At 64.8% G+C, this 17,004-nt stretch carries 12 protein-coding genes; 6 read left to right on the top strand and 6 right to left on the bottom strand.

Annotated features, from left to right (window positions below):
- Positions 1–23: 23 nt before the first annotated feature.
- Positions 24–689: a methionine ABC transporter permease gene (locus AB4Z01_RS25840; RefSeq protein ID WP_441698733.1), complete on the bottom strand. Its 666-nt coding sequence runs from the start codon at positions 687–689 to the stop codon at positions 24–26.
- Positions 658–1,716: a methionine ABC transporter ATP-binding protein gene (locus AB4Z01_RS25835; RefSeq protein WP_441698732.1), complete on the bottom strand. Its 1,059-nt coding sequence runs from the start codon at positions 1,714–1,716 to the stop codon at positions 658–660. Before AB4Z01_RS25835 ends, AB4Z01_RS25840 begins: the two co-directional genes overlap by 32 nt.
- Before the next feature lie 520 nt (positions 1,717–2,236).
- Between AB4Z01_RS25835 and AB4Z01_RS25830 the strand changes: the two genes are divergently transcribed.
- The 5 genes from AB4Z01_RS25830 to AB4Z01_RS25810 all read left to right on the top strand — a co-directional run bounded on the left by AB4Z01_RS25830 (position 2,237) and on the right by AB4Z01_RS25810 (position 12,220).
- Positions 2,237–2,452 (top strand): hypothetical protein, encoded by a 216-nt coding sequence (locus AB4Z01_RS25830; protein WP_441698731.1) that lies wholly within the window; start codon positions 2,237–2,239, stop codon positions 2,450–2,452.
- A gap of 226 nt (positions 2,453–2,678) precedes the next feature.
- A complete protein-coding gene (locus tag AB4Z01_RS25825) occupies positions 2,679–4,460 on the top strand; it encodes an ABC transporter ATP-binding protein (RefSeq protein ID WP_441698730.1) in 1,782 nt (593 codons plus the stop codon).
- A gap of 49 nt (positions 4,461–4,509) precedes the next feature.
- The gene (locus tag AB4Z01_RS25820) at positions 4,510–5,769 is read left to right on the top strand and encodes a glycosyltransferase family 4 protein (protein ID WP_441698729.1); all 1,260 of its coding nucleotides are present in this window, start codon (positions 4,510–4,512) and stop codon (positions 5,767–5,769) included.
- A gap of 126 nt (positions 5,770–5,895) precedes the next feature.
- Entirely contained in the window at positions 5,896–7,746 is a 1,851-nt protein-coding gene (locus tag AB4Z01_RS25815; RefSeq protein WP_441698728.1) for a glycosyltransferase family 2 protein, read from the top strand.
- A gap of 58 nt (positions 7,747–7,804) precedes the next feature.
- Positions 7,805–12,220 (top strand): glycosyltransferase, encoded by a 4,416-nt coding sequence (locus AB4Z01_RS25810; protein WP_441698727.1) that lies wholly within the window; start codon positions 7,805–7,807, stop codon positions 12,218–12,220.
- Between the two features lie 93 nt (positions 12,221–12,313).
- Here AB4Z01_RS25810 and AB4Z01_RS25805 read toward each other — a convergent pair whose 3' ends face one another.
- Positions 12,314–13,600 carry a glycosyltransferase family 2 protein gene (locus AB4Z01_RS25805; RefSeq protein WP_441698726.1) on the bottom strand — a complete coding sequence of 429 codons (1,287 nt, stop codon included), beginning with the start codon at positions 13,598–13,600 and terminating at the stop codon, positions 12,314–12,316.
- Between the two features lie 181 nt (positions 13,601–13,781).
- Entirely contained in the window at positions 13,782–15,266 is a 1,485-nt protein-coding gene (locus tag AB4Z01_RS25800) for a rhamnan synthesis F family protein (protein ID WP_441698725.1), read from the bottom strand.
- Between the two features lie 136 nt (positions 15,267–15,402).
- On the opposite strand from AB4Z01_RS25800, the gene rfbA reads away from it, so the two are divergent.
- Entirely contained in the window at positions 15,403–16,302 is a 900-nt protein-coding gene (gene rfbA / locus AB4Z01_RS25795) for a glucose-1-phosphate thymidylyltransferase RfbA (protein WP_441698724.1), read from the top strand.
- Positions 16,303–16,311: 9 nt separating this feature from the next.
- Here rfbA and AB4Z01_RS25790 read toward each other — a convergent pair whose 3' ends face one another.
- Together AB4Z01_RS25790 and AB4Z01_RS25785 are read right to left on the bottom strand one after the other, a co-directional pair.
- Positions 16,312–16,719 carry a DUF2938 family protein gene (locus tag AB4Z01_RS25790; RefSeq protein WP_441698723.1) on the bottom strand — a complete coding sequence of 136 codons (408 nt, stop codon included), beginning with the start codon at positions 16,717–16,719 and terminating at the stop codon, positions 16,312–16,314.
- 28 nt (positions 16,720–16,747) lie between these two features.
- Positions 16,748–17,004 (bottom strand): hypothetical protein (locus tag AB4Z01_RS25785; RefSeq protein ID WP_441698722.1); only part of this gene is annotated, 257 nt, incomplete at its 5' end.

The following is a 17,004-nucleotide window of genomic DNA, read 5'->3' as shown; positions in this document are numbered from 1 at the left end:
CAACCCCCTCGAATGGAAAGACCTCAGGCCGCGTGTTGCCGCTTGTTGACGCGGCGGGCGAGCCGGTCGCCGGCCATCTGCACCGCCTGCACGAACAGGATCAGCACGATCACCACCGCGGCCATCATGTCCGGCATGAAGCGCTGATAGCCGTATCGGATGCCGAGATCGCCCAGGCCACCGCCGCCGACCGCGCCGACCATGGCGGAATAGCCGATCAGGCTGACCACGGTCAGGGTCAGGCCCAGCACGATGCCGGGCATCGCCTCGGGCACCAGAACCTTGCGCACGATCTGCAGCGGCGTCGCCCCCATCGCCTTGGCGGCCTCGACCAGGCTCTGGTCGACCTCGCGCACCGCAGCCTCGATGATCCGGGCGATGAACGGCACGCAGGCGATGGTCAGCGGCACGATCGCCGCCGTGGTGCCGATCGAGGTGCCGGCGACCAGCCGGGTGAAGGGGATGATCGCCACCACCAGGATGATGAAGGGGGTCGAGCGGGTGGCATTCACCACCAGCCCGGCGATGCGGTTGGCCGCCGGCGCCGCGAACAGCTCGCCCTTGCCGCTGGTCGCCAGCCAGATGCCGATCGGGCCGCCCAGCAGCGTGCCGATCGCGGCCGAGACCGCGACCATGTACAGCGTCGCCCAGGCGGCGTCAGCCAGCAGCGCGAAGAGTTGCGGGGACATGACCCAGGACCTCGACGGAAAGCTTGAGGGAGGAGAGGAAATCGATCGCCGGCCGCGCCGTCTCCGGCCCGCCCGGGATGGCGACGATCAGGGTGCCGAAGGGCGCGCCCTGCACGCTGTCGACCCGGCCATGCAGCAGCGCCGCGTCGATGCCGAGCCGGCGGGCCAGCTGGCCCAGCGCGGTGGTGCCGGCCTGCGATCCGGCGAAGACCAGCCGCAGCACGGTCTCGCCGCCGGCCAAAGGCCGCTCGGACAGCCTGGCCGCCAGGGCCTCCGGCAGCTCGGCGCCGGTGACGCTGGCGACGAAGGCGCGGGCGGTCGCGGTCTGCGGCCGGGTGAACAGGTCGAACACCCGGGCCTCTTCGATCACGCGGCCCTGCTCCAGCACTGCGACGCGGTGGCAGATCGCCTTGATCACCGCCATCTCATGGGTGATCAGCACGATGGTCAGGCCCAGCTCGCGGTTGATCTTCGCCAAGAGCTGCAGGATCGAGGCCGTGGTCTCGGGGTCGAGGGCGGAGGTCGCCTCGTCGCACAGCAGCACGGCCGGCTCGCTGGCGAGTGCCCGGGCGATGCCGACGCGCTGCTTCTGCCCGCCCGACAGCTCGGCCGGGTAGCGGTCGCGCTTGTCGGTCAGCCCGACCAGCTCCAGGAGGCGATCGACCCGCGCGGCGATGCTGCGGCGGTCGAGGCCGGCCAGTTCCAGCGGCAGCGCGACATTGGCGAAGACGGTGCGGGAGGAGAGCAGGGCGAAATGCTGGAAGATCATGCCGATCTTCCGCCGCTCGGCCCGCAACGCCGTCTCGGGGAGGGCGGTCAGATCGGTGCCGTCAACCGTGACGGTGCCGCTGGTCGGCCGCTCCAGCAGGTTGATCAGGCGGATCAGAGTGGACTTGCCGGCGCCGCTGGGCCCGATCACGCCGAAGATCTCGCCGCGCTCGATGGTCAGCGACACGTCGGCCAGCGCCGTGACCTGGGCCTGGCCCGCGCGGGTGAAGGTCTTTGAGATGGCGTCGAGGCGGATCATGGACGGTGCCGGATCAGTGGATCGGTGCAAGGCGAGACAGGGCGGCCGCGGCCGGATCAGGCGCGGCGACAGTGCATCGGCGCTGCGGCCATCGGCGGTCCGCGAAAGGGCTGTAAAGGGCTGTCCTGATCATCGTCGCGTCCTCACCTCGTCAATCGAGGGAACCACGACCTGCATCGTGGCGCTTTAGCGGTTGGTGACGCGGGCGCAAGCTGCTTCCCATCAAATCGCCGCGGGCCCGTTGCGGTGGGCCGATCCGTCGCCCTTTAGTTATAGCGCCGCACCAGGCAGGTCAATGAACTGCGCCATGCGGTCTGTGGATTTCTGAGTTTCACTCTGTGATTCTGTATTGGCGGAGGGCGTTGGAAAACAGCTCCGGGCCGATCATGGCAAGGCCATGGCATGCATGCTTACCATTGCTGCGCTGCAAAAAAGCCGATCCTGGCTCGGCTCGAACGTCATACATTAGGAGGGCACAAGGAAAAAATGAGGGCCGGTCTCGCCGGCAGATGAGGTAAGCATGCATATCGACGTTCTGGACTTCGCTCCCGCCACCGCCCGCCGCACCGGCGTCTTCGCCCGCCTCCGCGGCGCCGTCGCGCATCGCATCGCCGAGCGCCGGGCATACAACCGGGTTTTCGACGAGCTGCTGAAGCTCGACCGGCGCGAGATGGACGAGCTGGGCATCGGCCCGGCCGATTTCGACGCCATCGCCCGCGGCACCTACCGCCGCTGAGCGGTCTCGGATCTGGGCGCGGCCGCCTGTCGCAGGGCCGGCCGCCGCCGAAATGGAACAGGGCGCCCGCCCGCCGCAGCCGCAGAAACCGGCCCGCGGCGGGCCGGGCGCCCTGTTTGCATTCGCGCCTGACGCGACTGTCATTTGGCGGATCGGCCGGACGGCGCTATATGAGCACCCCATGAGCAAGAGACCACGGGCGGCCATCGGGCCGCGGATTGGCCAAATGACGGACTGGCAGATCGCGAGGCGGATGCTGCGCGAGCACATGAAGGGCCATTTCTGGCGCTTCGTGATGGCCTTCCTGTGCCTGGCGGCGACCGCGGTCGCGACCTCGGCGATCCCCTACGCCCTGCAGCACACCCTCGACGGCATCTTCACCGCGAAGAATGCCGAGTTGCTGATGCCGATCTCGATCATCGTGGTCGTCATCTTCTTCGTGCGCGGGGCGTCGACCTACGGCTTCACCGTGGTGATGAACAGCATCGGCCGGCGCATCGTCGCCGAGCTGCAGATGCGCATGTTCAGCCGGAAGATCTGGGATGACCTGGCCAGCTTCCACGCCACCGCCTCCGGCCATCTGGTCAGCCAGTTCATCTACAACGTCCAGGCGGTGATGGGCGCGGTCTCGACCAGCGCCGCATCCGTCGGGCGCGACGCCACCACCCTTCTCGGCCTCCTGGTGGCGATGTTCTACATGGATTGGCGGCTGGCGGCGGTCGCCTCGATCACCTTCCCGCTCTCGGCCCTGCCGGTGATCAAGGTCGGCCGCGACCTGCGCAGAGTGACCCGCAAGTCCCAGTTCGGCATGGGCGAGCTGACCAGCTATCTGACCCAGGTGTTCCAGGGCATCCGCCACGTCAAGGCCTACAACGCCGAGCAGCGGACCATCAAGGCGACCGAGACCTTCGTCCAGGCCGTGTCGAGGCTGTCGCAGCGGATGACGCGGATCAAATCCTACAACACCCCGTTCATGGAGGTGCTGTCGGGCATCGCCATCGCCGGCGTCATCTTCTACGGCGGGTCGCAGGTGATCAGCGGCAACCGCACCACCGGCGAGTTCACGGCCTTCATCTTCGCGCTGATCTCGACCTACGACCCGCTGAAGCGGATCGTGAACACCTGGGGCTCGATCCAGCAGGGGATGACCGCGGCGGAGGGCATCTTCGCCATGATCGACAAGCAGCCGACGATCACCGACCGGCCCGGCGCCGCGGTGCTGGACCGGGTGACCGGCGCGATCCGGCTCGAAAACGTCCACTTCTCCTACGGCCCGGCCATTCCGGCGCTGCGCGGCATCTCGATCGATATCCCCGCCGGCCGGACGGTGGCCCTGGTCGGCCCGTCCGGTGCCGGCAAGTCGACGCTGTTGAACCTGATCCCGCGCTTCTACGATCCGACCGAGGGCGCGGTCCGGATCGAGGGGCACGACATCCGCGAGGTCACCCAGCATTCGCTGCGCGAGCAGATCGGCCTGGTCAGCCAGGAGACCACGCTGTTCGATGCCACGGTGCGCGACAACATCGCGTATGCCCGGCCGGGGGCGAGCCAGGAGGAGATCGAGACGGCGGCCCGCGGGGCAGCGGCGCACGACTTCATCTCGGCCCTGCCGCAGGGCTACGACACCCAGATCGGCGAGCATGGCGTGCGTCTCTCAGGTGGCCAGCGGCAGCGCCTGTCGATCGCCCGCGCCATGCTGAAGAACGCGCCGATCCTGCTGCTCGACGAAGCGACCTCGGCGCTGGATACCGAGAGTGAGCGCCAGGTGCAGGACGCGCTGACCCGGCTGATGATCGGCCGCACCACGCTGATGATCGCTCATCGCCTCTCCACCGTGCGCGGCGCCGACCTGATCTACGTCATGGACCAGGGCCAGGTGGTCGAGACCGGCAGCCATGCCGAGCTGCTGAAGCGCGGCGGCCTCTATGCCCGGCTGTGGACGATGCAGACGGCCGAGGACGAACAGGCCGAGGCGGAAGCGCGGCCCGCCGTGGCGGTGGCCGGGTGACGCCGTTGTCCGCGGCGGATCGGGCTGAATAGCCGACCGGGGAGTGGCCTTGTCCCGCATCTTCTGCGACATGACGACGATCCTGGCGCATGCGCGCAAGCATGCGACGGTGACCGGCATCCAGCGGGTCGTGCTGCGCGTCGTCGGCCATCTGGTGGCGATACACGGGCCGGGCGCGGTGCGCGGCATCGCCTGGCATCCGAAGCTGCGCCGGGTGGTCGAGATCGACCTCTCCTTCATTGGGCCGGACTACCGCTTCGAGACGCACCGCAACGACTTCCTGCGCGACATGGCGCTTCCCGACGATGCCGACGGGCAGAGCCGCGCGCCGCTGCGCCGGCTGGGCGCCAGGATCGAACGGCTGCGCCTGCGGACTTCCGCGACCGGYGAAGGCCTGTCTACACCATCGCTGCAGCCGGATGACCGTATCCTGGTGATGGCACCGAACTTCCGGAACGAACCCTACATCGCCTATCTGGCGGCTCGGAAGACGGCAGGCAATCGCGTCTTCCAGATGATCCACGACGTGATCCCGCTGCTCAAGCCGTGGCTGGCCAAGCCGGGGCACGATATCGAGTTCCGCAAATTCCTCGATCGCACGCCCGATTACGTCTCGGACTTCCTCTGCGTGTCGAATCAGACCGAGGCGGATCTGCGGCTGGTGATGCCCGCCGCAGGCCGGGATATCCCGACTCACGTGGTGCCCGAGGCGCATGAATTCATGGGTGATGCCGAGGATGAGGCGCCGATCGCCCACGCAATCCGAGTGCTGGCCGAGCATCCCTTCGTCCTCTGCGTCGGCACCATCGAAGTGCGCAAGAACACGCTTGCCCTGTGCAAGGTGTGGGCCCAACTGCGCCAGGACATCGGTATCGGCCTGCCGCGGCTGGTGCTGGCGGGTCAGCGCGGCTGGTTAACCGAGGACGTGTTCGACCTGCTGCGCGCTACCGGCAATCTCGGCGGCTATGTCGCGGTGGCGGAGCGGCCGTCGGATGCGGAACTCGCCTTCCTGTACCGGAACTGCCGCTTCACGGTGTTCCCCAGCCTGTACGAGGGCTGGGGCCTGCCGATCGGCGAAAGCCTGTGGTTCGGCAAGTTGTGTATCGCGTCGAAGACATCGTCGATGCCAGAGGTGGGCGGCGATCTGGCCGACTATGTCGATCCGTACGATCTCGAGGACATGCGGCGGGTGATCGGGCGGGCGGTCGGTGACCGAGATCACATCCAAGATCGGGAACTGGCCATATCGGCGGCAAGCTTGCGGACGTGGACCGATGCTGCCGAAGACATATACCAGGTGCTCTCGTGAGTCGGGCGATCCATCCGGCGCCAGAGGTTCGATCGGCAGTTCGGATATCGAAAATCCTGCTTGAGCGATTGCCTCGCTACGGCTCTTAAGAAGGCTGGCTCCGCTCTTACCGGGAATTCCTGAGGCATGGTAGAGGATGATGACGCCCGGCTGCGGCTGTTCTCTCGGGGAATCGCTTTGGAAGATCTGACTCGTGTCACGCTGTGGACTATCGCATGCGATCTGCCGACAATTGACGACACGGACTATCGCGCCTGGATCGCGGCTCACTCGGTGCTATCCCAGGCTGACCAGCATCAGATCGTCGGGCGGCTCAGGACGTTGTTCCACAAGCCGCTTATATCCCTCATCCTCACTGATGCAGGGCACGACGGTGTGCACGCCACGCTCGCTTCCATAGCCGATCAGATCTACCAGAACATCGAGGTCATCATTGTGGCGCGGTCCTCGCGGATTGACGCCATGAGGTCTCTTTCCTCCAAGACGGCGCGACCGAATCAGCGATGTATCTTTGCGATAGTTCCGGACGATGCACCGGCTGTAGACGCCGAAAATACGGGGCTGGCTGCAGCGACCGGAGTCTTCGTCGCCTTCCTCTCCTCCGGCGATCGTCTGGCCACGGAAGCGCTGGCGTCGATGATCTTTGCGATAAATCGGCAGCCTAAGACCGTGGCTGTCTACTCGGACGAGGATTGGATCGATGCCGATGGATCCCGTCTCAAGCCGCGCTTCAAAACGGCATGGGATCCGGATGCACATCTGATGTTCGACCTTATGGGCCGGCTTTGCCTGATGCGGCGCGATCTCGTAAACTATGTTGGTGGCCTGCGGCCGGACCGGGTGCCGGCCGACCATTACGATCTCCACGGTCGCCTGGCTGCCGTGGCAGGGCAGTCCCGGATTCTTCACGTTCCAGAAGTGCTCTATCATCGATGCATCCCGCCGGCGGGGGACCCAGACGTGGAAGCGGAGGCTCTGGCCGCCTATGCGAAGGCCGCGCGGCGGATTGCCGCCGACCATGCGCGCCGCATGGATGGTGAGATCGTCGAAGTGCAACCGTCACCGCTGGCTCCCTATCTTAACCGTATCGTGCGGTCATTGCCCGATCCAGCCCCCCTTGTCAGCGTGTTGGTTCCCACGCGCGATAAGGCGGAACTGCTTCATAACTGCGCACGCGGGTTGCTTGAAAAGACAGATTATCCGTCAGTGGAGTTGCTGATTCTCGACAATGGAAGCGTCGAAGCCGAGACGCACTCCCTTTTCAAGACACTGCAACGCGATCCGCGGGTCCGTATCCTGCCGATGGCCGGACCGTTCAACTACTCGAAGATCAACAATGACGGGGTAGCCGCGGCACGTGGTGAAGTTGTCGCCTTCTTGAACAACGACATCGAAGTGATCGATCAGGAGTGGCTGCGAGAGATGGTGTCGTTGGCCATGCAGCCGGAAATTGGCGGCGTGGGCGCCAAGCTACTCTATAGCGATCTTCGCATTCAGCACGCCGGGATCGTCCTGGCGCCGGGGCCTCTAGCCGCCCATGCATACCGACGTCGGTACGCCTCCGACCCCGGCTACGAGGGGCAAATAGCGGGGGTGCGCGGCTATCTGGCAGTTACAGCCGCCTGCCTCGTCACCCGCAAGGCGGTCTTCGAAGAAGTCGGTGGATTTGATGAAACTAGCCTCCGGATTGCTTTTAATGACGTGGATCTATGTCTGAGAATGAACGATTTTGGTTACAAGGTCGTCTGCACGCCCTTCGCCAAGTTGCTGCACCTCGAAAGCGCGTCGCGCGGCTATAATCGAACGTCCGAGCAGATTGACCGCGAGCGTAGCGAGTTGGCGACCATGGCGGCTCGATGGTCCGACCGCTTCCGCTCCGACCCTTTTCATAACCCGAATACTCTGCATCGGTGGGATGAAGGGCTCGGCATTGTGGCTCCGCGCCAAGGCAGATCCTGGTTGCCTAGGTTGGCTTGATGTGCGTTATCGCGCCGTATGAGATCAGAATCGCCTGGCAAGGAACAGAGCAGCGACCATGAATGAACGCCATGTGTCGATCGAGGACCACGTCGACCTCGACACCTTTCTCTCGCGGGGGCTTGATCCTCTGTTCTGGATTCCGGAGCGGCTAGGGTTGTCGAGCGCTTGGTGGGCGCATGTCCCTTTCGCGTTCTGGATAGTAGCGGCATGCAAGCCTGGGCTGCTGGTCGAGCTCGGCACCCATAATGGGATATCCTACGCCGCCTTTTGCGAGGCTGTGGCGAGGGTGAATCTCGGGACGCGGTGCTATGCCATCGACACCTGGGTTGGCGATGAGCATGCTGGTCACTATAGCGATGAAGTCTATAATGATCTTCGGAGGTTTAACGACCAACGCTATGCTGCGTTCTCCGAGATGATCCGCTCCACTTTTGACGATGCGCTTTCATATTTCGAGGACGGTTCGATCGATCTTCTTCATATTGATGGATTCCATACATATGAGGCGGTAAAGCACGATTTTGAATCATGGCGGCCGAAGTTGTCGGAGCGAGCCGTAGTCCTCTTCCATGATACCAATGTCCGGCAATCCGATTTCGGCGTTTACCGCTTTTTCGGCGAGATTTCGAAGCAGTTTCCAAGCTTCGAGTTTCTGCACGGCCACGGCCTCGGAGTTGTCGCGGTCGGAGCCGATGCGCCTGCGGTTGTGCAGCGACTCTGCTCGTTGGCCGATCCCCAAGATATGGGCGCGCTACGTGACCGCTTCTCCCATCTAGGAGCACGCTGGCTCGTGACCACGCGCGAAAGCTTGGGGCTGGCGGAAATACAGGGCCGGCTCGTTCAGGCGGAGGCGCGCGCTGCGGAGGCGGCGGGGACCGAAGGGGCGCTTGAGCATGCCAACAACGAGGTGGAGCGTGAGCGGGCGAGCAAGGAAATGTCGGAGCGCATGCGCAGGCGTGCGGTTCAACGTATTGTGGAGTTGCGCAAGGTTGTCGAAGATCTTGGCTGGGAATTAAAGAAGGAGAATGAGGCTTCCGATGCCAAGCTGAGGGAAGTCAGCAAAGCGTCCGATCTCAGGTTGAGAGAAGTCCGTGAAGCGTTTGACGGTGAATTGGAGGAGACACGTAAGGCCTTTGATCGGGAGTTGGGTGAAGCTCGCAGCGAGCTGCATGAGATTCAGGGTGTGTTGGCCACGTTCTCGCGTCGCTATACAGCGATGCTCGGCTCAAAAAAAAGCGGGTCACGGAAGAAGAAGGCCCGAGTCTCGGTGCTGCAGCGATGCGTCGAGCTCTTGAATTCCAGGCTTCGCCGCAAGCGGCGCAGACAACGCAGGGAATTTGCCAAACTCTCTGAAATCACCGACGCGATAGCGTCATCCATATATTTTGACGAAGATTGGTATCGGTCGGCCTATCCGGAGGTTGCGCGCAGCGGGATGAAGCCGGCGCTGCACTACGCGAAGCATGGCGGTGCCGAGGGGCGGGACCCGGGCCCGCTGTTTTCGACGCGCCAGTACCTCAGGAACAACCCGGACATCGCTGCAAGCGGCATCAACGCGCTGTATCACTATGCCCGGTTCGGTGAGAGTGAAGGCCGCAGCTTCCGACCACCGATCTCCCGCACCGCTGCGCTTCGCAAAAGCGGGGCCTCGGCTGCAATTTCGATTCTCTTCGTATCGGGCGAACCGGATACGCCCGGCAATCAGTACCGTGTGGTGCGCTATGTCGATGCCGCCCTGGCGAATGGCGTCGATGCAGCATGGATACGACTGGACGAACTGTCCCATCACATCAATTATCTACCCGACTACGCTATTCTTGTTCTCTGGCGCGTGCCCTGGGGCGAGCACGTCAACGCGGCCGTCAACCTGGTGAGGTCATGCGGCGGCAAGGTCGTTTTCGACATCGATGATCTGATGGTCGATCCCGATCTCGCGCAAGAGAAGATCATCGACGGCATGCGCACGCAGCTTTTGCCTGAGGCCGGCGTGCGTGACCATTTCGCGCGCATCCGACAGACGATGCTTGCTGCCGATCTGTGCTTTACGACGACGGAAGAGCTTGCTTTCCACATGCGTTGGGCAGGAAAGGTCACGCATGTGTTGCGGAACAGCTTCGACCAGGCGACGCACGATGTTTCGCGTCGTGCCATGCAGCAATGGCGGCATCGGCAGGACGACGGGTTGATCCGCATCGGCTATGCTGGCGGGTCGAGAACCCATCAGCGCGATCTTGGATTGGCAATGGAGGCAATCGCGAAACTCCTGCGGGAGAATCCGGCTTGTCGCCTCGTTCTGTTCCGTACGCCGGACGGCAAGTTGTCGCTCGTCGATGTTCACGAATTTCCGGAACTTACGGGTCTTGAGGACCGCATTGAATGGCGGCCGCTGCAGCCACTGGCGGATCTGCCGCTCGAAATGGCTCGCTTCGATATCAACCTGGCACCTCTAGAATTTGGCAATCCCTTCTGCGAAGCGAAGAGCGAACTCAAATTCTTCGAAGCAGCGTTGGTCGAGGTGCCGACGGTTGCCTCGCCGACCGGTCCGTTCAGGCGCGCCATCGCACATGGGAAGACTGGTTTTCTCGCCGTGACCGCCGACGACTGGTACGTCTATCTTAAGCAACTCGTCGACGATTCAAGCCTCCGCCGACGGATCGGGCACGAGGCCTACCATGCCGCGCTGGCTGGATTCGGGCCGATGCAGTGCGTCGCCCAATTTGGTCGCGCAATCGATCAGTTTCGCGGCGGGGCGGAGGCCGCACGCGCGTTTGCACTAGGCGCACTGCTGTCGACGCGCGAGGCCAAGGCGCCGCAGGTCTTCCCGTCCGAAGTGATGTTCGAGCAGGACAGGCGTGCTGGAGCGGAAGTCACGGTCATCATACCATTGTACAATTACGAGACTTATGTGGTGGAAGCGCTGGAATCTGTTCGTGCGCAGACACTCGAAAGCCTGGATCTCGTGGTTGTCGACGATTGCTCGACCGATGGCTCCTTGGCAGTTGCCGTATCGTGGGCGGAGCGGAATGCGGCTCGCTTCAACCGGATTCTCGTCCTCAAGAACCGCGTCAACTATGGGCTTGGCTTCTCTCGCAATACCGGATTTAACGCGGCCGATACACCTTTCGTGTTGCCACTCGATGCGGACAACAGGCTGTTGCCCGTTTGCTGCGAACAGCTGCTGCAGACAATCCGCAGCAAACGGACGGCGTTTGTCTATCCGAGCATCCAGCATTTTGGAGCGTCGTCCCGGATCATCTCGAATGTGCCATATGACCCGCAACGTTTCGCCGCCGGCAACTTCGTCGACGCCATGGCTCTCATCGCGAAAGAGGCGTGGGCGATGGCCGGAGGGTATGATCATGTCCGCTATGGGTGGGAGGATTACGATTTCTGGTGCCGTTTGGCCGAACTCGGATTGCGTGGAGAATGGCAACCAAACGTATTGGCGGAATACCGTGTTCACTCGTCGTCGATGTTGACGACGCAGACCACGGTCAAGGAGAACTACCGGCGCCTACACGAAAATTTCAAGCGCCGGCATCCCTGGGTTTCTCTCGTGGATCAGGAGAGATCTCGGCGGTTGCCCAAGCCACAGCCTCATTTGACTGCCCTGGCTGAATCTTCCCGGCTTGATAAGCTTTTGCCAATACTGCGCTGTCCGCAGACGCGGCAGAGGCTCGTTCTCAGCGAGGATCGTAGCGCCTTGTTGAGTCTGGACGGCTTGCGGACTTGGCCCGTCGTCGACGGCCGGCCGGTTCTGGCATTCCAGTTGCAACCCCCCGAGGCCGAGCGCGCCGAGCTCGCGGGCAACGCTCTGCCTGATACGGCACTAGAGCTGATCAACAATACGAAGGGGTGGGTGCTATGCCTGGGCGCTGGGCGGCCAAGCCGCAAGCTCGACCACGTAGTGGAAGTCGATCTGACGGTTCCCGGTCACAAGGATATCGTTGCCGACGTACATGAACTGCCTTTTGACGACGAAGTCTTCGACTCGGTTATTGTGACGAATGCGCTGGAGCATTATCGCGAGCCGCACCGCGTCGTGAACGAGCTACATCGTGTTCTCAAACCGCAAGGAAGAATCCTCGTCCGTTCCGCCTTCATGCAGCCGCTCCACAGGCGGTCGTCACACTTCTTCAATTGCACCCGATACGGCTTGGCGGAGTGGTTCAAAGGGTTCGAGACCGACAGGATCTGCGTTCCTGAGGGGGCGGGCCCGAACCGCTCGATCGCCTGGTTGGCATCGGAATCCGAGACGGCATTGCGCCAAGACGTTTCGGCGGAGGCCGCAGAGGCCTTTTTGGCGACTCCGATTGCTGATGTCGTCGAATTGTGGCGCGATCCGTCTAAACGCGACGCTCCACTGTGGACCGAATTCGACAAGTTGAGCCAAGTGACGCGGGAGATCTCTGCATCAGAGTTCGAGTTTCTGGGCCGGAAGCCTTCGAGGGGGCCTGGCATCGGTGTCTGATCGTAGCACTACGGATCACCACTGCCGGCTGGTGTACGGCGATGCCGGAGGGTATTCGGTGTCGTGGCCGGCCTGACTCCGTCAGGCTGGCTACTACATCAGTGCCACCCCGAGACTTTCTGGCTTCGGTTGAACTTCGAAGCTGCGTGTTGTCAACTGAGTATTGTACATTGGATCGTCGGCAATGAAATCTCGCCAGCGTTTGAGAAAGAGTGCGACTTCCTCCCCTGGCCGAGACAGATCTCCGCGCGACGACCGCTCGTAATGGATCAGCTCGGCATGAGGGGTGTAGACGATCCGGTAGCCCAGGGTCTTCAGCCGCAGGCATAGGTCGATGTCGTTGAACTCCAGGCTGAAGCGCTCGTCGAAGCCGTTGACGCGCTCCAGTGCCGATTTCCGGGTGGCGAAGACGGCGCCGGTGACGGCGCACCAGTCGCGATGGACGCTGGCCCAGTTGCCGTAGGTCGGCCGGTCGGCCGGCTGGCCGAACCAGGGGTGGCCGCAGCCGCCATAGAGGCCGCCGACCATGCCGGCGTGCTGGATGCGGTGGTCGGGAAACAACAGCCGCGCTCCCACCCCTCCGACATCTTCCTTGAGGGCGAAGGTGAACAGCGCCTCCAGCCAGTCCGGCGACTGGACCGTCATATCGTCGTTCATCAGCACCAGCAGCTCGGTATCGGCGGCGCGCCACAGCGCATTCATCTTCCGGGCGTAGTTGAAGGGCTCTCCCGCCGCGCGGGTGGTGACGATGCGCCGGAGGTCGAGCCGTGTGCCGGCCTCGCGATAGATCCGGTCATCCGGCTCGTCGTCGCCGACCAGCACGCGGATCCGGTCCAGGGGCCAACTGCTGGCCTCGACGCTGCGGAGCAGGTCGAGGATGTAGGGCCGCCCACCCGGCGGGCTGCTCTGCCGCGTCGGGATCACCAGGGTGATCTCTGGATGCGAGGCGAAGACCCGGCGCAGTTCGAACGCCCCGGGCACCAGCCCCGGACGAAGCTCGAACGGGGTGGATCCCTCCTGCAGGAACCGCTGCAGGACCCGTTCCCGGTCGGCCGCGGTGGAAAGGGGCAAGCGCCGGGGTATTGCGATCGCCGTCACCGCGATCCGGTCGAAGCCGATCCCGGCGCGCCACGCCCTCAGGCACAGGTCGTACCAGGCCGCCGACCGATGCTCGGCGCGCAGGCCGCCGAGGCGCGTGAAGTCCGAGCCCCGGATCAGCAAGGGAAAGCCAATATAGTCCTGGGCCAGCAGCAGGGCCGGGTTCAACTGCGGCTTGCAGTCCAGCGCGACCAGGCTGCGCCCGCGCAACCGCCCGCTGTCGGCATAGATGATGCCGACATCCGGCCGGGCCTGCTGCGCCGCCGTTCCGAGTCGGTCCAAGGCGTCTCCGGCAAGGCGGGCTTCGGACGGCACAACGAACAGCCAGACATCGTTGCCGAGCCGATGGGTATCGAGGATCGCCGGCTGTAGAGCGCGGTCCAGTGGCACCGGAACGAGTTGCGGCCATTCGGCTAGAGAGGAGGGGAGGCGTCGGCGGGGTAGGCGCATCGGTCCGGGCGTATCAGGCAGCCGGCAGCAGGTCCAGCATGGCGGCGGTGATCGCCGCCGCCGCTGCCCGCAGATCGGTCTCCGCGGCAAGGGCCGGGATCGGCCGCACGGGGATCCCGCCATTCTGCCGGATCGCATCCGCCGCCGCAGGATCCGTCGCCAGAGCCGCATCGATGGCAGACCAGGGGCCGGCCCGATCCGGCGGGCCGCCGGTCCAGACGCCGACACAGAGCGCGGCATCGGCACAGAGGGCCGTCAGCGCCGGATCCATTCGAGCGATATCGAGCGGAATCAGCACGACGTCGGCCCTGCCGTCGAAGCTGCGGACGGTCCACTCCGGCGCCGAACCTGGGCCTGGGCCGGGCAGGGGGTGCAGGTTAATTTCGTGCTCGCTGTGGAACAGGGCCGAAATCAGGCAGCGCCCGGTCTCGCCGCTCTCTCCGGGGCTGGTCCACGACCCGATGCAGGCGAGGCGCAGCGGCGCCGGGCCCATCCTCAGCCGGTCGGCCAGAGCTCGGCGTCGGCGTTCGCGGGAAAGGCCGGCGGGCAGTGCCGGCGGGTCGGCGTCGGGGCCTGTATCGACCAGAGTGGTGTCGTAGCCATGTGCCGACAGCACGGCTTTCCATCCCTCACCGGTAACGGTCGGCGGCAGATCGCCTCTCAGCACCGCAGCCTTGAAGAAAGGAAAGCCGCGCTCGATCAGTTCGCGCCAAGCGAAGGCGGTCTGGTTGTCACCCCTCGGGTTCTCGAACAGGGCGGCGCAGGTCAGGCCGGCCGCGCGCATCCGTCCGCAGAAGGTCACCTCATACAGGTCGATGACGTCCTGCTTGTCCGGATAGTTGCGGACATCCTGCCAGAAATGGTGGAACTTGAGGCTGGAGAAGGCCCGCCGCTTCATGCGCAGGAAATAGCTCTGCAGGTGCCAGCCTTTCTCGTGGCTCTCGGTCAGCCCGATGATATCGGCGTCGGCGGCCCGAATCCGCGCCATCAGCGTGCCGAACGCCTCCGCGTTGAACGGCCCATAGAGGCTATCGTTGATCAGGTACAGCGTGTCCGACCGGAACAGCGTCAGCTCGCGCTGCAGGACATGAGCCCAGGCGGCGAAGTCGAAACCTATATTCTGCCGCACATAGAGCCCGCCGAGCGAAACAGCGAGATCTGGCGGCAGCGTCACATCCGGCGCGTCCGACGCGACGATCAGGACGACCGAGATCCCCTCGGCCTGCAGGGCCCGCACATAGTGCTCGACATGGCGGCGGATGCTGCGGCCGTCGCGCGAATGGGTGACGAAGAGGGCAACCTCGCCCGGCTCGGCCGCCGGGGCATAAGGCTTGACGACGTCGATCCAGGCGGTCGCGGCAAATGGGGTGCGCTCATCCGCCTGTCGCAGCGGTGGCGGTTGCTTGCCCGGCAGCGGCGGCAGCCCTCGCAAGCGGCGCCAGCGCTTGCCGGCCGACCGCCGCATCCGCGCCACGAAACTGCGTCGATGCTGCGTCACCGCTGCGCAAAGCCGGGCGTTCCGGCACTGGAAGCCATGAGAGCCGCTCTTTCTGGTTGCGAAGCGTCCTGCTATATCGCAGCGAACTCTTCAAGTCCACGCGCGGTCCCGGCCGCGATCAACCGGAGCATCGTCCATGAAAGGCATCATCCTCGCCGGCGGCAGCGGCACAAGGCTGCATCCGCTGACGCTCGCCACGTCCAAGCAGCTGATGCCGGTGTACGACAAGCCGATGATCTACTACCCGCTCAGCGTGCTGATGCTGGCCGGGATCCGCGAGGTGCTGGTCATCTCCACCCCGCACGACATGCCGCAGTTCCAGCGGCTGCTCGGCGACGGATCGCAATGGGGCATGACCTTCGACTATGCGGTGCAGCCGAGCCCGGACGGGCTGGCCCAGGCCTACATCATCGGCGCCGACTTCGTCGCCGGCGGGCCCTCGGCCCTGATCCTCGGCGACAACATCTATCACGGCCACGGCCTGCCGGAGCTGCTGGCCTCGGCCGCCGCCCAGCCCTCCGGCGCCTCGGTCTTCGCCTATTATGTCGACGATCCGGAGCGCTACGGCGTGGTCAATTTCGGCGCCGACGGCCGGGCCGCGGCGATCGAGGAGAAGCCGCGCCACCCAACCTCCAACTGGGCGGTCACCGGCCTCTATCTCTACGATGCCGAGGTGGTCGACATCGCCGCCAACCTGAAGCCCTCGGCCCGCGGCGAGCTCGAGATCACCGACGTCAACCGCGTCTATCTCGAACGCGGGCTGCTGCATGTCGAGCGGATGGGGCGCGGCTTCGCCTGGTTCGACATGGGCACCCATGACAGCCTGCTCGAGGCCGCCAGCTATGTGCAGACGCTGGAGCGGCGCCAGGGCCTGCGCGTCGCCTGCCCGGAGGAGATCGCCTATCTCCAGGGCTTCATCGACCGCGAGCAGCTGATCGCCCAGGGCCGCAAGCTGGAGAAGAGCGGCTACGGCAAGTATCTGATCAAGGTCGCCGAGATCGAGGAGCCCGGCTCGATGGCCCGCGGTCCACGCTGAGCGCGACGGCTACGCCTCGATCAGCGCCGCCGTGAGCCGGGCGGCGAGATAGAGGCCGAGGCCGAACACGGCGTGGGTCATCAGGCTGCGCAGCCGTGCGGTGGGCGGGTTCGGCGTCTTCGAGGCGGCGATGCCGGCCCCCAGGGCCGGCTGCATCAGCAGGAATGGCGCGGCCACGGTGACGAGGCCGAAGGCCAGAGCCGACGGCAGGGTCGGGTCGCGCGCCCAGCCCCGGCCGCAGATCGCCAGCAGCAGGGCGGCGAAGACGATGCCGGTGCCGTAATGGACGGCCCAGCCGAGGGCGCGCTCGCCCGCGACCGACGCCGCCCGATCGATGCCGCCATGCCTGAAACGGCCGCGCGGGAAAATGCCCGACCCAGCGGCCGACCGCGCCGGAACGACTCCCGGCGAGGCCACCTGACGGCGGCCTCGCAGCGTCCGTTGCTCACGGCCGCTTATCCGTCGCGCTCCGGTTCCCGAAGCCGGGGACAGGGCTGCCGTCGGCCGTGCCATTCTCGGGCAATCCCAGGCGCCTTGCCAGGGCGGGCGGCCTGAACAGAATGTGGCCGTGCTGCTTGGCATAGGCCGCCTGGCGCTGGAACTCGGCTTCGTCCGGATCGAGCTCGGCCGGTGGCGGCGGGGGATCGGGCGGCCCGGCTGCTGCGGCAGGCCCGGCGCCGCCGGGATCGGGCGCGGCCGGTC

This window comes from Inquilinus sp. YAF38, from assembly GCF_052113205.1.
Lineage (GTDB): Bacteria > Pseudomonadota > Alphaproteobacteria > DSM-16000 > Inquilinaceae > Inquilinus.
Note: the sequence above shows the minus strand (reverse complement) of the source record. Positions and strands in the feature narration are given on the sequence as shown.

Excerpts from the sequence above, each read along its gene's own strand:
- AB4Z01_RS25840 (WP_441698733.1), bottom strand. The coding sequence starts at position 689 with ATGTCCCCGCAACTCTTCGCGCTGCTGGCTGACGCCGCCTGGGCGACG.
- AB4Z01_RS25835 (WP_441698732.1), bottom strand. The coding sequence starts at position 1,716 with ATGATCCGCCTCGACGCCATCTCAAAGACCTTCACCCGCGCGGGCCAG.
- AB4Z01_RS25830 (WP_441698731.1), top strand. The coding sequence starts at position 2,237 with ATGCATATCGACGTTCTGGACTTCGCTCCCGCCACCGCCCGCCGCACC.
- AB4Z01_RS25825 (WP_441698730.1), top strand. The coding sequence starts at position 2,679 with ATGACGGACTGGCAGATCGCGAGGCGGATGCTGCGCGAGCACATGAAG.
- AB4Z01_RS25815 (WP_441698728.1), top strand. The coding sequence starts at position 5,896 with ATGGTAGAGGATGATGACGCCCGGCTGCGGCTGTTCTCTCGGGGAATC.
- AB4Z01_RS25810 (WP_441698727.1), top strand. The coding sequence starts at position 7,805 with ATGAATGAACGCCATGTGTCGATCGAGGACCACGTCGACCTCGACACC.
- rfbA (WP_441698724.1), top strand. The coding sequence starts at position 15,403 with ATGAAAGGCATCATCCTCGCCGGCGGCAGCGGCACAAGGCTGCATCCG.